Here is a 20,890-nt window from a genome sequence, read left to right as displayed (position 1 = left end):
TAATTCGTATCGCTCTTCCATGCCCGAACTCTACCACCCTCCCGTCAAGCGTTCGGTCGAGATCGCCGGGCACAAGACCTCGATCAGCCTGGAACCGCTGTTCTGGGATTGGCTGCGCATGGCGGCCGAAGCGGAGAGCGTGCCGATCAACGCCCTTGTCGCCCGGATCGATGCCGAACGGATTGCTGCAGAAACGCCGCCGGGGCTCGCCGGTGCGATCCGCCTCTGGCTCGCCTCGCGGGCACTAGAAGGCTGACAGCGCGAAGCCTGCTGCCGCGGCGACGGCGAGGGTCGGCATGATGCCCCGTTTCAGAGGGAAAAGCATCGCGGCAGCGCCGGCGGCGATCACGGCGGCGCGCCAGTCGAGGCTGGCGATGTCCGGCAGCCCCGCCGCCGACGTGCGGCCAAAGAGCACGTGCAAAGCAAACCACAGCGCCAGATTGGCGATCACGCCGACGACAGCTGCTGTGATCGCCGCCAGCGCGCCTTGCAGCCGTTCGGCGCGCTCAAGTCGTTCCATCCACGGCGCGCAGGCGAAGATCCACAGGAAGCAGGGGGCGAAGGTGACCCATGTGGTCAGCCCTGCGCCGAGCAGGCCGGCAACCAGCGGCGAAAGGCAGCCCGGATGGCGCCAGGCTGCGATGAAGCCGACGAACTGGGTGACCATGATCAGCGGACCGGGCGTGGTTTCGGCAAGGCCGAGGCCGTCCGCCATCTCGCCGGGAGAAAGCCAGCCGAACCCGCTCACGGCCGCCTGCGCCATATAGGCGAGCACTGCATAGGCTCCGCCGAAGGTAACGACGGCGAGGCGCGAGAAGAATAGCCCGACCTGCCACAGCACATGATCGGGGCCGAGTGTCACGAACACCAGTGCCAATGGCAGGGCCCAGATCGCGAGCCACACGGCGACCGTCTGCACAGTCAGGGTCGCGAGCCGGCGCGGTGCCTCAAGCGGGCCGTCGCCGAGTGCCGCATGGTGCGAGCCCAGCCACTGCGGCGACCATTTGGCCGCTGCCGCGCCGATCACGCCTGCAGTGAGAATGACCAGCGGAAACGGTGCGTGAAGAAGTGTCAGTGCAAGCGCAGCCAGAACCGCCAGCACCAGTTTGAAGCGGGTGCCCAGTGCGCGCCTTGCAACCCGGAGCAGCGCCTGCACCACGACGGCGAGCACCGCCGCCTTGATCCCCAGGAACAGCGCAGCAAACCAGTGCAGGCCCGCTGCGGCAACATAGAGCAGCGAAAGCCCCAGCATGACCACCGCGCCGGGCAGAACGAACAGCAGCCCGGCAATCAGACCGCCGCGGACGCCGTGCAGGCGCCAGCCAATCCACGTCGCCAGTTGCTGCGCTTCGGGGCCGGGGAGCAAGTGACAGAGATTGAGCGCGCGCAGGAAGGCGCCCTGTTCGACCCAGCCGCGCTCATCAACCAATTCGCGCTGCATCAACGCGATCTGCCCGGCAGGCCCGCCGAAGCTGAGACAACCGATCCGCGCGAAAACCCGGGTCAGTTCTGCCAGCGTGGGTTCAGACATCAGTCGCCGCCGACGCGCTCCACGTCCGCGCCAATCAGCGCGAACTTTTCCTCGAGCCGCTCATAGCCGCGATCAAGGTGATAGAGACGGTGGACCTGCGATTCGCCTTCTGCCGCAAGGCCGGCAATCACGAGGCTCATCGAGGCGCGAAGATCGGTCGCCATCACTTCGGCGCCGTGAAGCTTGCCGACGCCGTGAACAATGGCGGTGCGGCCCTTGGTCTCGATGTGGGCGCCCATGCGGTTGAGTTCGGGAACGTGCATGTAGCGGTTCTCGAAGATCGTCTCGGTGAGCACGCTCGAACCATTGGCGAGGCACAGCATCGCCATGAGCTGTGCCTGCATGTCGGTCGCAAGGCCGGGATAGGGCGCGGTTGAAAGCGTGACAGGGCGCAGCTGGCCGTCGCTGGCTATGCGCAGTCCGCCACGGACGGGCTCAACCAGCACGCCCGCGTCGCGCAGGGCCTGGATCGTGGCGGCCATATCTTCCGCGCGGGCGCCCGCGAGCGTGATATCGCCACCGGTGATCGCCGCCGCACAGGCATAACTACCCGCCTCGATCCGGTCCGGCATGACCATATAGGTTGCGCCGTGGAGCCGGTTCACGCCATGGATGGTGAGGTCGGACGTGCCGATCCCTTCGATCTGCGCGCCCATCGCGACGAGAAGATTGCACAGGTCGACAATCTCGGGCTCGCGCGCTGCGTTGTGCAGCGTGCTTGTTCCCCGCGCGAGGACGGCGGCCATCAGTGCGTTCTCGGTCGCGCCAACCGACACGATCGGGAAGCTGTAGTCCCCGCCCGGCAGGCCGCCGTCGGGCGCAATCGCGCGCACATAGCCCGCGGCAAGTTCGATCTGCGCACCGAAGGCTTCCAGCGCCTTGAGGTGAAGGTCGATCGGACGGTTGCCGATGGCGCAGCCGCCCGGCAGCGAGACAGTCGCCTCGCCGGCGCGCGCCAGCAGCGGCCCGAGCACAAGGATCGAGGCGCGCATCTTGCGCACGAGATCGTAGGGCGCGACGGTCGATGTGAGCCGCGTTGCCTGAAGGGTCATGACCCGCCCGAAGTCTTCAGGGCGCGCACCGGCAATCGAGGTCGATACGCCGAACTGGTTCAGCAGGTGCTGGAAACCATCGATATCGGCAAGGCGCGGCAAGTTGCGCAGCGTTACCGGCTCTTCGGTAAGGAGCGCGCAGGGCAGCAGCGTTAACGCTGCGTTCTTCGCGCCCGAGACTGGAACCGTGCCGGAAAGGCGGTTGCCGCCACGAATGATGATCTTGTCCATCGCAGTCGTTTAGCTTTTTTGGTTGTCTGCGCAACAGGATCGAAATGGTGGCGCACTAGCACCCCGTTATGTCACAGTGACTGCATGGCCATTGCCGGCCGCTCAACAAGGGGACCAGAGACGACATGACCGGTAGCAATGCAACGCAGCCGCTGCGCAAACCCGTTCGCAAGGCGGTGTTCCCCGTCGCCGGGATGGGCACGCGTTTTCTCCCTGCTACCAAGGCGATCCCCAAGGAAATGCTCCCGATCATCGACCGGCCGCTGATCCAGTATGCGGTGGACGAGGCGCGCGAGGCGGGCATCGAGCAGCTAATTTTCGTGACCGGTCGGGGCAAGACCGCGATTGTCGAGCATTTCGATACCGCTTTCGAGCTCGAGCGCACGATGAGCGACCGCGGCAAGGATCTTTCCATCCTCGATGCCACCCGCATCCTGCCCGGCAATCTCGTGACCGTCCGTCAGCAGGTGCCGATGGGCCTCGGTCATGCGATCTGGTGCGCCCGGGCCATTGTCGGCGACGAGCCCTTTGCGATCTTCCTGCCCGATGAGCTGATGATCGGGACGCCCGGCTGCATGAAGGAAATGGTCGACGCCTACAACGAGGTCGGCGGCAATCTCATCAGCGTGCTGGAAGTGCCCGAGGAGGAAGTCTCCAGTTACGGCGTCATCGCGCCCGGCGCGCGTATTTCCGACAAGCTGACCGAAGTGACCGGCCTGGTCGAGAAACCGAAGCGGGAGGACGCGCCCTCGAACCTGATCATTTCCGGTCGCTACATCCTGCAACCCGAAGTGATGCGCACGCTTGAGGGGCAGGAGAAGGGTGCGGGGGGCGAGATCCAGCTCACGGACGCGATGGCGCGGATGATCGGCGAACAGCCTTTCCACGCCGTCACCTTCACCGGGCGGCGGTTCGATTGCGGCAGCAAGGCCGGCTTCGTCGAGGCGACCCTGTCGCTGGCGCTCGAACGGCCCGACATGGCGGACGACGTCCGCGCGATCATGCAGCGCTTGCTGGCACAGTAACGCGAAGGGGTCAGGCCGCCTTCCAACGCAGCGGAAGGCGCTTGAGCCCGCCGACGAAGGTGGACTTGGCGCGCGCGGGCTCGCCCGCCAGTTCCACGCTGTCCAGTCGGTCGAGCAGAACTTCGAACAGGATACGCATTTCAAGCCGCGCCAGATGAAGGCCGAGGCACTGGTGCGCGCCGGCGCCGAAGGCGAGGTGACGGTTGCCCTCGCGGGCCGCATCGAATCGGCGCGGATCGGGGAACTGTGCCGGATCGTGATTGGCCGCAACGTAGTTGAGCATCAGCCAGTCATCCTTGGCGATCTTCTGCCCGCCTAGTTCGGTATCGGCCGCAGCGGTGCGCATGAAGTGCTGCACCGGGGTGGTCCAGCGAATCGCTTCCTCGACGATCCCGGCGAGCAGGCTGCGATCCGCCTTGACCCGGGCAAACTGCTCGGGATCGCGGGCAAGCGCCAGCATCGCGCCAGCGGTCGATGCGCTCGTCGTGTCGTGCCCGGCGCTCGCGGTGATGATGTAGTACCCCGCCGTTACCACATCATCGAGCGGCTGCCCGTCAATGGTGCCGTTGGCGATGACGGTGGCGACGTCATCAGTGGGGTTCTTGCGGCGTTCGGCGGCGAGCGCGGCGAAATAGGCCTCGAAGTCCTTCACCGCGCCGGCCACGATCTGGGTGATCATTTCGGGCGGGAGGTCCTTGATCCCGGACTGGTTGAGCTCTTCATCCTGTCCGCCGAACATCTGCTGGGTTAGCACCAGCATGCGCTGCTCGTCCTCTTCGGGCACGCCGAGTATCTGCATGACGACATGCAGCGGATAGGGCGAGGAGACGAGCTTGGTGAAATCGCCTTCGCTGCCGGCGGCGAGCAAACGGTCGACGGTGGCTTCAGCGATCTTGCGGGTGCGCGCCTCGATCGTGCGCAGGTTCTTGGGCATGAACCAGTCCTGCGTCAGCCGCCGCAGCTTGGGATGCAGGGGCGCATCGAGCTGGACGAGCGACTGCACGAGATGCGGGCTGCCGCCTGTGATCGCGCGGGCGAGCGCATCGGTGCTGCGCAGCGTGAAGACAGTCGGTTTGGGGTGGTTGAGGAAGGTGACGTTGTCCTTGCTCACCGCCATCACTTCATCGAACCCGCTGACCAGCCAGAACGGCTCGTGCAGATCGGCCGACGAGATGACGCGGCCAACTTGCAGGCCTTCGCTGCGCAGAGTGTCGAACTGGTCAAGCAGCGGATCCCAGGCAGCATAGGCGGCGGGATCGATGACGGCGCGGCCGATTTCTTCCGGGACGATGTTCTCGGTGGTGGTTGCCATTGCGGTATCCTCGATCTGGTCAGGCGGCTGCTGCGGCCGCAGCTTTGTACTCATCGCGCAGCAGGCGCTTGAACAGCTTGCCGGTGGGTTCGCGCGGCAGATCGGCGCGGAAGTCGATCTGGCGGGGGAGCTTCACCCGGCTGAGCTGCGGGGCGAGCCAGGCAAGGAGCTCCTCGGCCAGGGCGGGGCCAACTTCATCAATTTCATGCGGTTGAACGACGGCGACCACGCGCTCGCCCATGTCCGGATCGGGGGCGCCGATGACCGCGACGTCGGCTACTTTCGGGTGTGTAATCAATAGGTTCTCAATCTCCTGCGGGTAAATGTTGACCCCGCCCGAGATGATCATGAAGCTCTTGCGATCCGTGAGAAACAGATAGCCATCCTCATCCTCCCAACCCACGTCGCCAAGGCTGGTCCAGCCGTGCTTGTTGGTGGCGTCGCGCGTCTTGTCGGGATCGTTATGGTAGGCAAAGGGATTGCCGCCCTCGAAGAAGACCTGGCCTTCGGTGCCGCGCGGCACTTCATCGCCGTTCTCGTCGCAGATGCGGATCGTGCCGAGCAGCGCCCGGCCCACCGAGCCGGGCCGCGCCAGCCATTCCGGGCTCGAGATGAAGGTGAAGCCATTGCCTTCGGTGCCGGCATAGTACTCGTTGAGCACCGGGCCCCACCATTCAATCATCGCGCGCTTGACTGGGACCGGGCAGGGCGCTGCCGCGTGGATCGCGCCGCGCAGCGAGGAGAGATCATAGCGCTTGCGGACATCCTCGGGCAGCTTGAGCATGCGCACGAAGTGGGTCGGCACCCATTGGCTGTCGGTCACCTTGTAGCGCTCGATCGCTTCCAGCGCCTTCTCCGCATCGAACTTTTCCATGCACACCACGGTGCCGCCGAAGCGGTGGATGGTCATCGACCAGCGCAATGGCGCGGCATGGTAGAGCGGTGCGGGGGACAGATAGACCGCATCGGGGCGAATGCCGAAGGGGCCGCCCGCCAGCATGATCAGCGAGTTGGCGCCGCCAATCGCGGGGTCTTCGGGAAGGGGCACGCGCACGCCCTTGGGCTTGCCGGTGGTGCCCGACGAATAGAGCATGTCGCAGCCCGCGCGTTCGTCGGCGACGGGGTCGGCCGGCATCGCGGCAAGGGCCGCTGCAAGGTCATGTTCACCGCTGCCGCCAAGGCGAAGCTGGGCGACTTCGGGCGCCTGTGCCGCGACAGCATCGAGCAGCGGCGCAAGCGCGCCCGAGCCGACCAGCAGCTTGGCGCCGCTGTCACGCGCGATATAGGCGACTTCGGGAGGGGCGAGGCGCGAGGAAATCGCGACGTAGACAATCCCCGCGCGCTGCGCGCCCCAGCACAGCGAGAAGAACACGGGGTGATTCTCGAAGCAGAGCGCAATCGTATCGCCGATGCCAATCCCGCGCGACCGCAGCAACTGGGCGAAGCGATTGCTCTGCGCCTCAAGCTCGCCATATGTCACGACTTCGCCGCTGCCGGACATGATCACCGCCGGCTTTTCAGGATTGGTCCGCGCGTGGAAACTCGGGTGGTAGTGCATGCGCATCCTCTCAGGATCTGCGGCTCGATCAGACCGCGTTCACAGAGAGTTTAACCGTTCGATTAAGACGCGCAACGGGATTCATCGGTTTTGGCAAATCTGAAGGCACGTTTCGAGCCGTCGTGCAGGCTGAAGGCCGGTTGTGCTCTTGCCAAAAAAGAAGAAGGCGGCGTTTCCGCCGCCTTCGTCCCATCCTCTCCAAGATGACTTTTCGTCGCGGCGATCAGCGCGACAGCGGGGCGGGCACATCGCTCTGTGCCAGCACGGTCTCGGTCGACACACCCGGCGCGACCGTCTGCATGTAGGGAATGGGGTTCACGGCCTCACCGCCGATCCGCACTTCGTAGTGCAGGTGTGAGCCGGTCGAGCGGCCGGTCGAACCGACATAGCCGATCACGTCGCCCTTGCGGACGCGCTGGCCTTCGGCAACCGCGATGCGCGACATGTGACCGTAGCGGGTTTCCATGCCGCCGCCATGCTCCAGTTCGACGAACAGGCCGTAGCCGCCAAACCAGTCAGCCTTGCCGACAACGCCATCAGCCGAAGCGTGGATCGGGGTGCCGGTCGTGGCGGGAAGATCGATGCCCTTGTGAGCGCGAAAGCCGCCGAGAACGGGGTGAACGCGCATGCCGAAGCCGCTGCTCATGGCGCGGTTCGACGAAACGGGAACGAGCGAGGGGATCGAAACGCCGCCATTGCGCTGGGCGGGCGCTGCAGCGCCAAGCGGTGCGCCCGTTTCGAGGGCCTTCCAGCTTGCGAACAGCTTGTGGAACTCATCGTCGGCGGGGGTGGCGGTGGTGCCGTTGCGGGCAGCTTCGGCGGCGCGGAGCGGCGCAGCAATATCGGCCGATGCGGCGCTGTTCGCCATGGCAGGAGCCGAAAAGAAACAGGCAGCAGCTCCGATCGAGCCCAGCACCAGTTTCAAAATCTTGTTGTTTATCATTACGACCCGCTAACCCTTAACCGCCCGGATCTTGCAGCATCACATGCGCTGCTTGAAAGCCCGGATCGACCCACCTGGTTCCTGCCAACAACCCGCCGGATCATCCCGGCCTGCCTGGCAAGTCCCCTGAGACTTACGCGGAAACCCCTCCCGCTGCCTCGATGGAAACCGGTTAGGGGGAAGTGTCTTAATCAGACAACCCCTGTCATCAATTCGTACGATAAACCGGCAGCACGACGCGCTGAGTCGTTGAACGGTGGCTTAACAGCTCCTCGAAAATGCCGCGTGACGAGCGCTTTCCAGTATCCCGGCGGCGATTCCCGGCGTTCGTCGCACAGTTTGAGGAAGTGCGTTGTGCCGTAGCGCACATGCCTGATTTCGTCGGTCAGGATCCGCTCGAGAATGCGGGCCGACCGCTGGTCCCCTGCGGCGACAAAGCGCTCGATCGTCACCGGCGTGACGTCCAGCCCGCGCGCTTCGAGCACCATCGGCACCACGGCAAGCCGGGCAGCCAGATCGTGCGCGGTTTCGCGCGCTGCATCCCACAGCCCGTCGTGCGCAGGCAGGGCGCCGTAGTCCGAGCCGAGCGTGCGCAGCCGGCGGGCGAGCAGCGAAAAGTGCATCGCCTCATCGGCTGCCACATCGAGCCAGTCGCTGACAAATTCCGGCCCGCGCTGCTCACCGAATCGGCCGGCGGCATCCAGCGCGAGGTCAATCGCCACGAACTCTATGTGCGCGAGCGCGTGGAGCAGCGCGAGCCGCCCGCGTTCCGAACCGCCGCGCCCGCGCTTGGGCATGGCATTGGGTGGGAGCAGCTCGGGCCGGGCCGGGCGCGCGGGCTCGTCCGGCATCAAGGCATCGAACACGAAGGCCAGCTTTCCTGCCGCCCAGTCACGCCGCACCGCACGCGTCGCCATCGCCTTGGCCGCAGGATCGGCGGTGAGCATCGCTCCCCGGATCGCTGCGGCAATGCTGGTCATCGTCATGGCAGAACCGGTCAAAGCGCCTTGGCGGTGGCCAGCACGTCTTCGGCGTGACCCTTGACCTTCACCTTGGGCCAGACCTGCGCGATCACGCCGTCTGCGCCGACGAGGTAGGTCGTGCGCTCCATGCCCATGTAGGTGCGGCCGTACATCGATTTTTCGGTCCAGATGCCGAGCGCGTCCGAAAGGCCGCCCTCTTCCGCATCGGTTGCCAGCGGCGCGGCGAGACCGTGCTTTTCGATGAACTTGAGATGCTTCTTGGGCGGATCCTTGCTCACGCCGAGCAGCGCGGTGCCGGCGGCTTCAAACTCGGCCGCAAGGGCTGAAAAGTCCTTGTTCTCGGTGGTGCAGCCGGGGGTATCATCCTTGGGATAGAAGAACAGCACCAGCTTGCGGCCCAGAAAATCCGACGGCTTCACGGTGCCGCCGTCGGGCGTGGTCATGGCAACATCAGGCAGCTTGCTGCCCGCGCCGATCGTCTCGCTCATTCGCAGATCTCCAGTTCCTCATCGAAAACGGTGTGCCAGCAGGCCGCGATGGCGCGGCGGGCTGCCAACACGGCAGTCAGCAGCCCCGGCCAATCGGCGAGACCGCATGCCCGCGCGACGATAGCGCGGCTGGCTTCGGGCGGATAGCGTCCGTCGGGGGCAACCAGACGGACGACTATGAGCAGGCGCGCAAGCAGATCGTGCGCCGCGCGCAGGGGCGGGGAGAGCAGGCCTGCAGCAATAAGTCCATCGACTGCCAGACCGAGATCGGGATCAAGCGCGGTCCGCTCGCGCAGTTGCAGATAGTGGACCATAAACTCGAGATCGACGAGTCCGCCGCGTGCCAGCTTGACGTCGAGCGGCCCTGCAGGCGGCTTGTGCAGCGCCATTTCCGCCCGCATGGCAAGCACATCGGTGCGCAGCTTGTCCCTGTCGCGCGGGCGGTGCAGCACCGTATCGATGATCGCCGCAAGCGCAGCGCAATCCTCGTCCGTGCCGAACAGGGGCCGCGCGCGGCACAGCGCCATGTGCTCCCAGGTCCAGGCATCCTCGCGCTGATAGCGGGCGAAACTATCAAGGCTCACCGCGATCGGTCCCTGCGCGCCGCTGGGGCGAAGGCGGACATCGACCTCGTAGAGCGCGCCGGCTGCGGTCGGCGCGGACAAAGCTGCGATGACCCGCTGGGTGAGCCGGTTGTAATAGAGCGTGCTACCAAGCGGGCGGCCCCCGTCCGATTCGCCGGTATGATCGCCGCTGAACAGGAACACGAGATCGAGGTCCGAGGCGTGGGTCAGCGCCGCGCCGCCCAGCCGGCCGAGGCCGAGGATGACGAGCTCGCTACCCGTGATACGGCCGTGCGGGCGGACAAACTCGGCGCGCGCTGCCTCGGCCAGCACGAGGATAGCTGCCTCGGCAATGCGCGAGAGCGCGGCCGCCACATCGAGGGGGTCGCGCCATGCCTCGCCCGTCTGGCTTTCGATCAGCTGCACGCCGAGCGCGAAGCGCCACTCGCCGACCTTGCGGCGCACCGCATCGAGCAGGCACTGATAGTCATCGCCCGCCTCGCAGCGGCGGAATTCGGCGGCGAGGCTTGCGACGCTGCCGGGCAGATCGAAGGCGCTGCGGTCGATCAGGGTGTCGAGCAGATCGGAGCGGCGGGCGAGCTCGTCGGCAAGTGTTGGCGCGTGCGCGAGGACCCGCATGACGACGCCGAGCAGCGCGGGGCGTGCCTCGAGCAGCTGGAAGATGTTGATGGCGGAGGGCAGCCCGGCGAGCAGCCCTTCCCAGCGCGCCAAGGCGCGCTCCGGATCGGGCGCTGCGGCGAGCGCGCCGAGCAGCGTTTCGCGCAGACGGGCGAAGGCAGCACGGGCCTCGGCACTGCGCAGGGCGCGGTACTGGCCGTTCTCCCAGCTTTCGATTCGCGCGGCCAGCACTGCGGGTTCGGCAAAGCCGAGCGCCTTGAGTTCCTGCTCAAGCGGGCGCGTGGTGACGGGCACGGCGCCGGTGGGGGCGTACGTCGCGATGAGCCCGTCGAACCGGCTGCCGACCGCTTCGGAGATTTGCGCCAGCTCGTCGACCAGTGCGGCGCCGGAGGGCAGACCATCGAGCCGGGCCACGGCATCGAGCTGTGCGGGATCGGTCGGCAGGCTATGGGTCTGCTGATCGGCGACCATCTGCAGGCGGTGTTCGAGCGTGCGCAGCCGGTCGTAGCTCTCGCCAAGCAGCGCAGCGTCTTCGGCGGCGACAATCCCAGCCTCGGCCAGCGCATCGAGCGCTGCGCGGGTGCCGCGCTGGCGCAGCGCCGGATTGCGGCCGCCATGGATCAGCTGGTGGGTCTGGGCGAAGAATTCGACCTCGCGGATGCCACCTCGTCCGCGCTTGAGATCATAGCCCGGCCCGACTGCCTGCCCGCCGGCGTAATGATCGCGGATGCGGGTGGTGAGCCGGCCGATTTCGGCAATTGCGCCGAAATCGAGGCTGCGGCGCCAGACGAACGGGCGGATCGCGTCGAGGAAAGCCTGCCCTGCGGCCACATCGCCGGCGGCCGGGCGGGCGCGGATATAGGCGGCCCGCTCCCAGGCCAGCGCGCTCGATTCGTAGTGCGTGATGGCGGCCACGAAGGGCAGCGCGAGCGGGGTGACTTCGGCGGCGGGACGCAGGCGCAGATCGACGCGGAAGACATAGCCTTCGCTGGTGACCGCGCTCAGCAGCTCGACCACGGTGCGCGCGATGCGCTGGGCGCATTCGGCCGGATCGTCCCGCTCGCGGCGGGGCAGGAGATCGGGATCGTAGAGCAGGATCGGGTCGATGTCGGACGAGTAGTTGAGCTCGCCCGCGCCGTGCTTGCCGAGCGCGATGGCCGAGAAGCCCTGCGGCTCGGCATCGGGCACGCGGCGGCGCATGGCGGCGATGATCGCGGCATCCAGCGCTTGATCGGCAAAGGTGGAAAGCTCGGCCATGATGCGTGCGAGCGGCAGCGCGCCGGCGAGATCGCCGATGGCGAGCGCCACCGCGAGCGCAAGCCGCTGGCGGCGAAGCGCGACGCCGGTGTCCGGCTCGCTGCGACCCGCCGCATGCGCGGCGGCGAGGGCATCCTCGATTCGGCCGGCGGCCAGCAGATCAGCAAGATCGGGCAGGCGCTCGAGGCCGCGGCACAGGAACGGCGCTTCGGTGCGGGCGCGGTGGAGGGCGTGGGCCCAGTCTGTTGCTGCGTTGTCCGTTGCTGCGTTGGTGCCGATCATGGTGCTGCGATGCCCGGTCGGCGCGGTGCGATCAAGCGCATGCGTGCGGCTTGCCAGCAAGCGGGGGCTCTGCCACCTGTGCGCCCCACGCCCGATCTGGCGCCATGCATGCCAAATGAGGAAAATGAGGATGAAAATCTGCACGTCGTTGGGCCGCAGGGTCCTTGCCCTCTTGTGCGGTGCTGCGCTGGTCATGCCGTTGGCGACAAGCCACGCCGCGCCCGCCGTGCCGCCGGTCGACGAGACGCTGATGCGCGACACGATCCGTACCCTGTCTTCGGACGAGTTCGAGGGGCGTGGGCCGGGTACGGCAGCGGAGCCCAAGACGCTCGATGCGATCATCGCGCGGTTCAAGGCGGCGGGGCTCCAGCCGGGGAACACAGGGCCAGATGGCAAACCGACGTGGCTGCAGGATGTGCCGACTGCGACGATCACCGGAACGAACCGCAGCCCGCTCACCATCACTGGCGGAGCGGAGGCGCTGACGTTCAAGCCTTCGAGCGATTTCGTGGCTGGCAGCTACCGGATCACGCCGCATACCGAGGTGAAGGACAGCGAGCTGGTCTTCGTCGGCTATGGCATCAACGCGCCGGAGCTCGGCTGGAACGACTATGCCGGGATCGACATGAAGGGGAAGACTGCGGTCATCCTCGTCAACGATCCGGACTATGCGATGGACGGCGAGGACGGCCTCTTCCGCGGCCGCCGCATGACCTATTACGGGCGCTGGACGTACAAGTTCGAGGAAGCCGCGCGGCAGGGGGCGACGGCCGCGCTGATCATCCACGATACGTTCCCGGCGGCCTATGGCTGGCAGGTGGTCGAATCGAGCTGGTCGGGCGCGCAGCACTTCGTTCAGACTGCCAACGACGGCGCGGACCAGACTATCGCGAATGGTTGGGTCCAGAAGCCCGTGGCCGAAGCGATCCTTAAGGCGGCGGGCAAGGACCTTGCTGCGCTCACGGCAGCGGCGCAGACGAAGGGCTTCAAGGCGGTACCGCTTGGTCTGAAGGCCAACCTCTCGTTCGACAACACCATCGAGAAGGCCAATTCGCACAATGTGGTGGGCTTGCTGCCCGGCAAGACCCGGCCCGATGAATACGTGCTCTATACCGCGCACTGGGATCATCTGGGGCGCTGCAAGCCCGATGCATCCGGCGATGACATCTGCAACGGTGCGGTCGACAACGCGACCGGCGTGGCCGCGCTGGCTGCGCTGGCGAAGATGAGCCGGATGGCCGGCCCGGCGGCACGCAGCCAGGTGTTTCTGGCGGTGACGCTGGAGGAATCGGGTTTGCTCGGTTCGGAATACTATGCCCAGAACCCGGTGTTTCCGCTCGCCAAGACCGTGGGCGGGGTGAACATGGATGCGCTTCCCGTCGGCAGCCCGGCGAAGGACGTGACCGTGACCGGCGGCGACAAATCGGAGCTGACCGCGATCCTGCACAAGGTTGAAGCCGAAATGGGGCTGAGCGAAGCCCCAGAAGACCATCCCGAGCGCGGATACTACTACCGCTCGGACCACTTCAGCTTTGCCAAGCGCGGTGTGCCGATGTTCGCGGTCGAGCGCGGCACCGATCTTGTTGTTGGCGGTAAGGCCGCCGGGACCGCGATCTCGGACGATTACACGAATGTGCGCTATCACCAGCCGAGTGACGAATACGAGGAAAGCTGGGACATGTCTGGCATGAAGCAGGATGTGAAGCTGTTCTACCGGCTCGGCCGCGAGCTTGCTGACAGCGCCCTTTGGCCCAACTGGCACCCGAACGACGAGTTCCGCGCCATCCGCGACAAGAGCCTGGCTGAAACGAAGGGCAAGTAAAGCCATGACCACGATTGAACTGCGGATGCCGCCTGAATGGCATCCGCAGGACTGGCTATGGATCGGTTTTCCGCATCTGGCGGAAGAATGGTCCGGCGTGATCGATGCCGCGCAGGAGCAGATCGCCGCCTTTGCGAGCGCCGTTGCCGACAGCGGGCAGCAGGTGCGCCTCATCGTGCGCGACGCAGCCAACGAGGCCCGCGCGCGCAGCCTTGTGTCTGGCGCCGTCACGCTGGAGCGCCGGGTCTATGGCGATGTCTGGCTGCGCGATACCGGGCCGCTGGTCGTCTGCGGCGGGGAGCAGCGCTGCGCGCGGCTATTCGGTTTCAACGGCTGGGGCGGCAAGTACCTGATGCCGGGTGACGAGGCCATCGGCGCAGACCTTGCCGCCAGCGCAGGCCTCGCTGCCGATCGCTGCGACTGGATCCTCGAAGGCGGCGCGCTCGATGGTGACGGGACGGGGCTCGTTGCGACCACGGCGCAGTGCCTGCTCAATCCGAACCGGAACCCTGCGCTGAGCAAGGCCGATCTCGAAGCGCGGCTGGCGCGCGATCTCGGCTACGACCGCGTGCTCTGGCTCGGGGATGGCCTCATCAACGATCATACTGATGGTCATGTCGACAATCTGGCCCGCTTCGTGGCGCCGAGCCGGCTGGCGCTCCCTCGCGCAACGGGTCCGGACGATCCCAACGCCGCGATCTATGCCGATGCGGCGGCACGGGCGCGGGATTTCGGCGTGGAGGTGGTGGAGGTCCCGTCGCCGGGACTCGTCGAATGGGGCGGCATGATCCAGCCGGCCAGCTACATGAACTTCGTCATTGCCAACAACGTGGTGATCGTGCCGGTGTTCGGTACGCAGCATGACGAGGATGGCGTCGCCGCCATTGCCGAACTGTTCCCGAGGCACGCGGTGATCGGACTGATGGCCGATGCGGTGCTCGCGGGAGGCGGCGGGTTCCATTGTTCCAGCCAGCAGATGCCGTCCATCTGAAACTTGAGGGGCGTGATTATGCGCCCCTTAACCGGCTGATGGTATGGCGCGGGTCATGACACAGACAATCCTCGTGGTCTTCGGCACGCGGCCGGAAGCAATCAAGATGTTCCCGGTGGTGCACGCGCTTGCCGCCGATCCCGCATTTCGCGTGGTCACCTGCGTTTCGGCGCAGCACCGCGGCATGCTCGATCAGGTGCTGGCGATTGCCGGGATCGTACCCGATCACGATCTCGATCTGATGAAGCCGGACCAGACGCTCGACGGGCTCACGGCGGCGCTGCTCACGGGGCTGGGCGGCGTGATGGATGCCGAAAAGCCGGATTGGGTGGTCGTGCAGGGCGATACCGCCACCGCGATGGCGGGTGCGCTGGCGGCCTATTACCGCAAGATTCCCGTGGCGCACGTCGAGGCGGGGCTGCGCAGCCACAATATCTATCACCCCTGGCCTGAAGAGGTGAACCGCAAGATCATCGGCACCATCGCGGCGCTGCATTTCGCACCGACCGAGACTTCGGCGGGAGCGCTGCGGGCCGAGAATGTGGCCGCCGATGCTATCCACGTGACGGGCAATACCGTGATCGATGCGCTGCAGTGGGTGAGCGCGCGAATCGAAGCCGAGCCGGCGCTCGCTAGCGGCCTCGCCGAACTGGAATCACGATTTGCCGGCAAGCGGATCATCGGTGTCACCAGCCATCGGCGCGAAAACTTCGGTGGCGGCCTCGAAGCGATTGCCGAGGCGATCCGGCAGATTGCAGCGCGTGCAGACGTGGCGCTGATCTTCCCGGTCCACCCCAACCCCAATGTCCGCAAGGTGATGGAAGGCGCGCTCGGCGGCCTGGCCAATGTCGCGCTGATCGAGCCGCTCGACTACCCCCATTTCGCCCGCCTGCTGGGCCTTGCCGAAATCATGCTGACCGACAGCGGCGGGGTGCAGGAGGAAGCCCCCGCGCTCGGCAAGCCGGTGCTCGTGATGCGCGAGACGACCGAGCGCCCCGAAGGCGTCGAAGCCGGCACCGCGCGGCTCGTCGGCACCGACACCGCGCGCATAGTTTCCGAAATCTTTACTCTGCTCGACGATAAGGCTGCCTATTCGGCCATGGCGCGCGCGCACAATCCCTTCGGGGACGGGCACGCCGCGCGGCGTATCGTGGAGCTCTTGGGGAATGTCCGCTAAAATCGGAAACGGCGATCAGAAGCCGCAGGTCTGTGTTGTCGGCCTTGGCTATATCGGACTTCCCACGGCCGCGATCATCGCCCGCTCGGGCTGCCCGGTGCTCGGGCTCGATGTGACGCAGAGCGTTGTCGATACGATCAACCGCGGCGAAATCCATATCGAGGAAGTCGATCTCGACGGGTTGGTGCAGGGCGTGGTGCAGCGCGGCCTGCTGCGTGCCTCGACCCAGATCGAACCCGCCGACGTTTTCGTGATCGCGGTGCCGACGCCGTTCGCCAAGGACGGCCACCACACGCCAGACATCTCCTACGTACAGGCGGCTGCCAGCGAGGTGGCGGGCGTGCTCAAGCCCGGCGACGTCGTAATCCTCGAATCGACCAGCCCCGTCGGCACGACCGATGCAATGCGCGACCTCATGGCGGGCCTGCGCCCCGATCTCAAGTTCCCCGGCCTGACCCGCGAGACGCCCGATGTCTCGATCGCCTATTGCCCCGAGCGCGTGCTTCCGGGCCGCATTCTGGAAGAACTCACCAACAACGACCGCTCGATCGGCGGCATTACCCCGCGCTGCGCGCGCAAGGCGCTCGCCTTCTACAAGCGATTCGTGCGCGGCACCTGCGTGACGACCGACGCGCGTAGTGCCGAAATGACCAAGCTGGTCGAGAACGCCTACCGCGACGTGAACATCGCTTTTGCCAACGAGCTTTCCATCGTGTCGGACCGCATGGGCCTTGATGTGTGGGAAGTGATCCGGCTGGCCAACCGCCATCCGCGCGTCAACATCCTGCAGCCGGGCCCGGGTGTGGGCGGGCACTGCATTGCAGTCGACCCCTGGTTCATCGTGGCAAGCGCGCCCGAGGATACGCCGCTGATCCGCACCGCGCGCGGGGTCAACGACCAGAAGATGCACCACGTGATCGCGCGGGCCACCGAGCTGATCGAGGCTCATCCCGATGCGCGGATTGCCTGCCTCGGCCTCGCCTTCAAAGCCAATATCGACGACTTCCGTGAGAGCCCGGCGCGTTTCGTGGCGGCACGGATCGCGCGCAAGTACGGCCCTCGCGTGAGCATCGTGGAGCCCTATGCCAATGCCCTGCCGGTCGAGTTCACCGACACCGGCGCGAGCCAGATCGACCTCGACGATGCGCTAGAGACCTGCGACCTGCTGATCGTGCTGGTCGATCACGATGTGTTCAAGGTCGTCCCACTCGCTGAACGCAGCGGCAAGATCGTCTACGATACGCGCGGCATCTGGCCTGATCAGCCGGATGCGGAGACCGCCGGTACCGCGCTCCGGCTCGCGAGCTGAACTGATTCGGGCGAACCTGCCCGTGGCCGGAAGGATCGCCATGAGACTACCCCTTCGGTTGGCCGCCGGCCTCGCGGTCCTCGGCACCATCGGCTGCAGCGGGCTCGGCAGCGAATCGAACGCGCAGACGGCATCGCGCGGCCCTGGCGCCGCGCAGCAGCCTGGGTTGCCGCCGCTGCAACCCGTGGTCCCGCCGGACTTGCCGCCGCCGACCACCCCGGCCGGCTATGCCGCGCACGATGCGAGCTATCCGTTCTACATGCCGATGCAGGGCCTGCGCCGGCCCGCAAACCGCTTCTTCGTGAAGTGCGATGCCTCGCAGGCGGCAGGGCGCGAGGTCTATCAGGGCAACGATGTCGCCTCGCTCTATGGGCGGGCTGAGGGCGGCCTCGAGTTCGTCTACGAAGCGCGCGACCGGGCCGAACGGCCCTGCGTCTATCCCTTTGCGCCGAGCCTGCCGGACATTGTCGGCAATCTGGACGGCACGCAGTACATCTTCCGCTCATCGGAGCCCGGGGCACGCGTCACCTTCCGCAGCGGCGACCAATGGGCTGTTCTCAGGATCCGAGCGCTGGAGATGGGCCGTGCCCGCATCCATTTCGAGATGCGCGATATCGAGCTCGATTTCCCCGGCGCGATCCAGCCGATGGGGGCGGTGCATCTCGAAACCTACGGCGGCGCGCCGCCGGGTCTGTTCACTGCGGTCATCCGGCGCGCGAAACTGTTCGGCGGCAAGAACGCGATCTTCGCGCCGAGCGGGGAGACCATGCTCTATGCCGAAGACAGCGAGATCACAGGCAACGTGGGCACCGCGGCCGATCAGGAGCACAGCACCTACATCAACGGCACGCTGGTTTCGCACTTCCGCAATGTGCGCTGGCAGGGGCAGAAGGGCTGGAGCAATATCGCGAGCGGGCACCAGCTGAAGGACAAGGCCTACCTGCGGATCTACGAGAACGTGACAGTCTCGAACGCGCCCGGTCAGGGGCCGCCTTCGGCGATGCCCCTGATCGACGCGACTTCGTTCGGGTTCACCTGGTCGAACAACCTCAGGATCGAGCGGATGGCGCCGCTTCAGGAGCCGCGCGAGGCGCTCGTCGATCTGCGCAGCGAGATCCTCTACGGCAACCCGCAGCATTACCCCTGGCCGGTGATCGCGACTTCCGAGTGGCGCATGCCTTCCGCGCCGCTCGGGGTGCTGGATCAGGTTTATCTCTCGGTCTTCTTCAATACAGACGTCCGCAGCTTTCGGAGCGAGCCCTACGTCTTTGCGCTCCGCCCATGGGGGCGGGGCTTCCAACCGGGCACGGCAACGATCGCGGGCGAGGGCCTCACCCTTAAAGGCGAGCAGCGCGCGGTTTCGCTGGCGTTCGGCACACGCGGCACCTTCAGCAAGGCCTATTCCGCCGACGGCTGGACCTACGCCAACCCACGCCTTGCCGATGACATGTTATGGGTGGCTGACCGCGACGCCTTCATCCGGCATGCGCTGGGGCTCATCGGACGCTAGGTGCCCGCTGCACTCCCGCCAGCGCGCGCGGATGGCATCGCTGGTATCGCGGCTGCCATCATGGCTCCAGCCGGGTTCGCGGACGAGATAGGCCAGCTTGTAGCGCCAGGGCGCCGTCACGAAGTCCTGCGCGATGCCCTTCCATTCGTGGAACACGCTGTGGAGCAGATGGAAGGTGCCCAGTTGCCGGATCACGCCGTAGTGCGCCGGTTCCTCGTCGAGTTCGGGCTGGAAGGTGCCGAACAGGCGGTCCCAGAACATGAACACGCCGGCATAGTTGCGGTCGAGATAGAGCGGATTGGTCGCGTGGTGGACGCGGTGGTGCGAGGGGGTGTTGAAGATCCACTCGAACCACGCCGGCATGCGCCGCACGGCCTCGGTGTGGATCCAGAACTGGCCCACCGTGTTGGCCGCTCCTGCGGTTAGCAGCATTTCCGGGGGGACCCCGAAGAAGGCCGGCCAGATGCGGAAGGTGAAAGACAGCGCGAGGAACCCGGTCCAGGTCTGCCGCAGGGCGGTGCTCAGGTTGTAGTGCTGGCTGGTGTGGTGATTGACGTGCGCCGCCCAGAACCAGCGCACGCGGTGGCCAGTGCGATGCGCCCAGTAGTAGTTGAAGTCATCAAGCAGCAGCACCGCGATCCACGACCACCAGGCATACGGCACGGTCGCCACGCGGTGCGCATAGAGCCACATGGCTGCCGCATAGATCAGGCCGGCGACGAGCGCGCCCGCGATCGTGCTGCCGAGGCCCATCAGCAGCGAAGTCAGCATGTCGCGCGGTTCGTAGGCTTCGGGCGCGTGGCGGCGCGCCCAGGCGATCTCGATCAGGATCATCGCGACGAACACCGGCACGGCATAAGCGATCACATCGATCGGCTGGCTGATCGGCTGGCTGAGCGCGGCCAGCAGGGGTGCAAGAAAATCGGTCATTTGCGGGCCCCCAGTCGGCGCAGGCTGGCGGCCCAGACTTGCGCCTTCTCGCCCAGATCGAGCGTGATGCTGCCAAAATGGGCATCGTCCGTCGAGAGCGTCAGGAAGCCGCGATCAAGCCGCACCCCGGCATGCGAGGACAGGACGCGGGCGGCGAAGCGGGCGCCGTGGCGGCGGATCAACATGACTTCGCCCGCCCGGTTGCGCAGCAGCGCACCGATCCGCGCCCGGTCGAGCGCGACCTCGACCGGTTCGAACCCGCAGCGCGCTGCTTCGGCGAGTGCACGTGCTTCGGCTTCATCCGTGATCCTGACGTCGCCGCCCAAGTCGAGTGCGCGCACAAGCAGGAAGACGAGGAGAACCGCGATCAGGGAACCGGCCGCCTGCAAGGCGATCGCGGCACCGGGCAGGGCCAGCAGGGCCTCGAGCGAAGACATCGACGGTCGCCGAACTCAGCGGGCCTGCGCGGCGAGGAAATCGAGCTGCGGCATGATCGGGCTTACATCATAGCCCGCACCCGCGGCATGCGCGGCGATCGCATCGGGCGCCATGCCCATGCGCGCCTGCGCAAGTGCCCAGAGCAGGGTGGAGCGCGTGCCGGAGCGGCAATAGGCGAGAACCGGCTTGTCACCCGCTGCATCGAGCGCGGCCTGCATGGCCTCGACCTGCGGCATCGAGAAGCCCGCATGGGTCACCGGAATCGCGACATAGCCGATGCCGGCGGCGCTGGCTGCGGCTTCGATTTCGGCGCCTGGCGTCTGGTCCGGCGATTCGTCCTCGGGCCGGTTGTTGATGATGAAACCCACACCCAGAGCGACAGCCTCGGCAACATCAGCCACCTCGATCTGCGGGCTGGCATAGGTCTTGTCATCGATCTTGCGGAACATTGGGCAACCTCTCTTTCGCCTTTGTTGGCCTACCGGTTGTGCGGCGGGCTGAAGTCGGGCGGGGCGCACGCGCCGGGCCAAAGGACCGCAGGACAGGAAACCAGGGGCATGGCCGCCTCCATTGCCCAAACTGTCCGCCAAGGGCAAGAGCCGCGGCCGCATGGCACAAAGGCAACAGTCATCCAAGCCCGTGTGCCCGGTGCCAACGAATCCGTTCGCTCTTGAAGCGTTTGTTGGCTATAGTCTTAATTGCAGAGGATCAGGCGAGCAGAGTCTCGCGAATTTCCCTTGTTGTGCCGTCGGCAGCCGCGTCCGGCTTGCGGCACCCAGGAAAGCAGGGGCGGAACGAAGGTTTATTGGTTTTTATGGGTTTTGACAGAGGGCGGCGGGGTCGCGGACG

General features: G+C 66.3%; 18 protein-coding genes. 7 read left to right on the top strand and 11 right to left on the bottom strand.

Annotation, left to right across the window (positions count from 1 at the left end):
- The first annotated feature begins 19 nt into the window (after nt 1-19).
- Nucleotides 20-256, top strand: a complete 237-nt coding sequence (locus Q0082_RS04175; protein WP_298190252.1) for a ribbon-helix-helix domain-containing protein — start codon at nt 20-22, stop codon at nt 254-256.
- On the opposite strand, the gene chrA is transcribed toward Q0082_RS04175, so the two are convergent.
- Together chrA and murA are read right to left on the bottom strand one after the other, a co-directional pair.
- Nucleotides 245-1,531 (bottom strand): chromate efflux transporter, encoded by a 1,287-nt coding sequence (chrA, locus tag Q0082_RS04170; RefSeq protein ID WP_298190250.1) that lies wholly within the window; start codon nt 1,529-1,531, stop codon nt 245-247. The genes Q0082_RS04175 and chrA overlap by 12 nt on opposite strands.
- Nucleotides 1,531-2,814 carry a UDP-N-acetylglucosamine 1-carboxyvinyltransferase gene (murA, locus tag Q0082_RS04165; RefSeq protein WP_298190248.1) on the bottom strand — a complete coding sequence of 428 codons (1,284 nt, stop codon included), beginning with the start codon at nt 2,812-2,814 and terminating at the stop codon, nt 1,531-1,533. The genes chrA and murA overlap by 1 nt, the downstream gene beginning before the upstream one ends.
- Before the next feature lie 125 nt (nt 2,815-2,939).
- Here murA and galU point away from each other — a divergent pair, with 125 nt between their 5' ends.
- A complete protein-coding gene (gene galU / locus Q0082_RS04160) occupies nt 2,940-3,839 on the top strand; it encodes a UTP--glucose-1-phosphate uridylyltransferase GalU (protein ID WP_298190246.1) in 900 nt (299 codons plus the stop codon).
- Nucleotides 3,840-3,849: 10 nt separating this feature from the next.
- On the opposite strand, the gene Q0082_RS04155 is transcribed toward galU, so the two are convergent.
- The 6 genes from Q0082_RS04155 to Q0082_RS04130 all read right to left on the bottom strand — a co-directional run bounded on the left by Q0082_RS04155 (nt 3,850) and on the right by Q0082_RS04130 (nt 11,864).
- Nucleotides 3,850-5,151, bottom strand: coding sequence for a cytochrome P450 (locus Q0082_RS04155; protein WP_298190337.1), 1,302 nt, complete (start codon nt 5,149-5,151; stop codon nt 3,850-3,852).
- A gap of 19 nt (nt 5,152-5,170) precedes the next feature.
- On the bottom strand, nt 5,171-6,709 hold the full coding sequence (locus Q0082_RS04150) for an acyl-CoA synthetase (protein ID WP_298190244.1): 1,539 nt from the start codon (nt 6,707-6,709) through the stop codon (nt 5,171-5,173).
- Between the two features lie 223 nt (nt 6,710-6,932).
- Complete coding sequence (locus tag Q0082_RS04145; protein WP_298190335.1) at nt 6,933-7,577, bottom strand: M23 family metallopeptidase; 645 nt, start codon at nt 7,575-7,577, stop codon at nt 6,933-6,935.
- Nucleotides 7,578-7,843: 266 nt separating this feature from the next.
- Nucleotides 7,844-8,632, bottom strand: a complete 789-nt coding sequence (locus Q0082_RS04140) for a ferritin-like domain-containing protein (protein ID WP_298190332.1) — start codon at nt 8,630-8,632, stop codon at nt 7,844-7,846.
- 17 nt (nt 8,633-8,649) lie between these two features.
- A complete protein-coding gene (locus Q0082_RS04135; protein ID WP_298190242.1) occupies nt 8,650-9,123 on the bottom strand; it encodes a peroxiredoxin in 474 nt (157 codons plus the stop codon).
- The gene (locus Q0082_RS04130) at nt 9,120-11,864 is read right to left on the bottom strand and encodes a bifunctional [glutamine synthetase] adenylyltransferase/[glutamine synthetase]-adenylyl-L-tyrosine phosphorylase (protein ID WP_298190329.1); all 2,745 of its coding nucleotides are present in this window, start codon (nt 11,862-11,864) and stop codon (nt 9,120-9,122) included. The genes Q0082_RS04135 and Q0082_RS04130 overlap by 4 nt, the downstream gene beginning before the upstream one ends.
- 193 nt (nt 11,865-12,057) lie before the next feature.
- On the opposite strand from Q0082_RS04130, the gene Q0082_RS04125 reads away from it, so the two are divergent.
- Genes Q0082_RS04125 through Q0082_RS04105 form a run of 5 tightly spaced genes read left to right on the top strand, consistent with a single transcriptional unit; the run spans nt 12,058 to nt 18,673 of the window.
- Nucleotides 12,058-13,686, top strand: a complete 1,629-nt coding sequence (locus Q0082_RS04125) for a M28 family metallopeptidase (RefSeq protein ID WP_298190239.1) — start codon at nt 12,058-12,060, stop codon at nt 13,684-13,686.
- A gap of 4 nt (nt 13,687-13,690) precedes the next feature.
- The gene (locus Q0082_RS04120; RefSeq protein WP_298190237.1) at nt 13,691-14,677 is read left to right on the top strand and encodes an agmatine deiminase family protein; all 987 of its coding nucleotides are present in this window, start codon (nt 13,691-13,693) and stop codon (nt 14,675-14,677) included.
- A gap of 55 nt (nt 14,678-14,732) precedes the next feature.
- Nucleotides 14,733-15,854 carry a UDP-N-acetylglucosamine 2-epimerase (non-hydrolyzing) gene (wecB, locus tag Q0082_RS04115; RefSeq protein WP_298190235.1) on the top strand — a complete coding sequence of 374 codons (1,122 nt, stop codon included), beginning with the start codon at nt 14,733-14,735 and terminating at the stop codon, nt 15,852-15,854.
- Nucleotides 15,844-17,163, top strand: a complete 1,320-nt coding sequence (wecC, locus tag Q0082_RS04110; protein WP_298190233.1) for a UDP-N-acetyl-D-mannosamine dehydrogenase — start codon at nt 15,844-15,846, stop codon at nt 17,161-17,163. The genes wecB and wecC overlap by 11 nt, the downstream gene beginning before the upstream one ends.
- 40 nt (nt 17,164-17,203) lie before the next feature.
- Entirely contained in the window at nt 17,204-18,673 is a 1,470-nt protein-coding gene (locus Q0082_RS04105; RefSeq protein ID WP_298190231.1) for a hypothetical protein, read from the top strand.
- On the opposite strand, the gene Q0082_RS04100 is transcribed toward Q0082_RS04105, so the two are convergent.
- From Q0082_RS04100 to Q0082_RS04090, 3 genes are read right to left on the bottom strand one after another with little or no spacing between them, the layout of a single operon-like run.
- Nucleotides 18,614-19,603 carry a sterol desaturase family protein gene (locus tag Q0082_RS04100; RefSeq protein WP_298190229.1) on the bottom strand — a complete coding sequence of 330 codons (990 nt, stop codon included), beginning with the start codon at nt 19,601-19,603 and terminating at the stop codon, nt 18,614-18,616. The genes Q0082_RS04105 and Q0082_RS04100 overlap by 60 nt on opposite strands.
- Nucleotides 19,600-20,040: a hypothetical protein gene (locus Q0082_RS04095; RefSeq protein ID WP_298190227.1), complete on the bottom strand. Its 441-nt coding sequence runs from the start codon at nt 20,038-20,040 to the stop codon at nt 19,600-19,602. Before Q0082_RS04095 ends, Q0082_RS04100 begins: the two co-directional genes overlap by 4 nt.
- A gap of 15 nt (nt 20,041-20,055) precedes the next feature.
- Nucleotides 20,056-20,490 carry a TIGR01244 family sulfur transferase gene (locus Q0082_RS04090; RefSeq protein ID WP_298190225.1) on the bottom strand — a complete coding sequence of 145 codons (435 nt, stop codon included), beginning with the start codon at nt 20,488-20,490 and terminating at the stop codon, nt 20,056-20,058.
- Between the last annotated feature and the right edge of the window lie 400 nt (nt 20,491-20,890).

It is taken from the genome of Novosphingobium sp. (assembly GCF_027489515.1).
Taxonomy (GTDB): Bacteria; Pseudomonadota; Alphaproteobacteria; order Sphingomonadales; family Sphingomonadaceae; genus Novosphingobium.
Note: the sequence above shows the minus strand (reverse complement) of the source record. Positions and strands in the feature narration are given on the sequence as shown.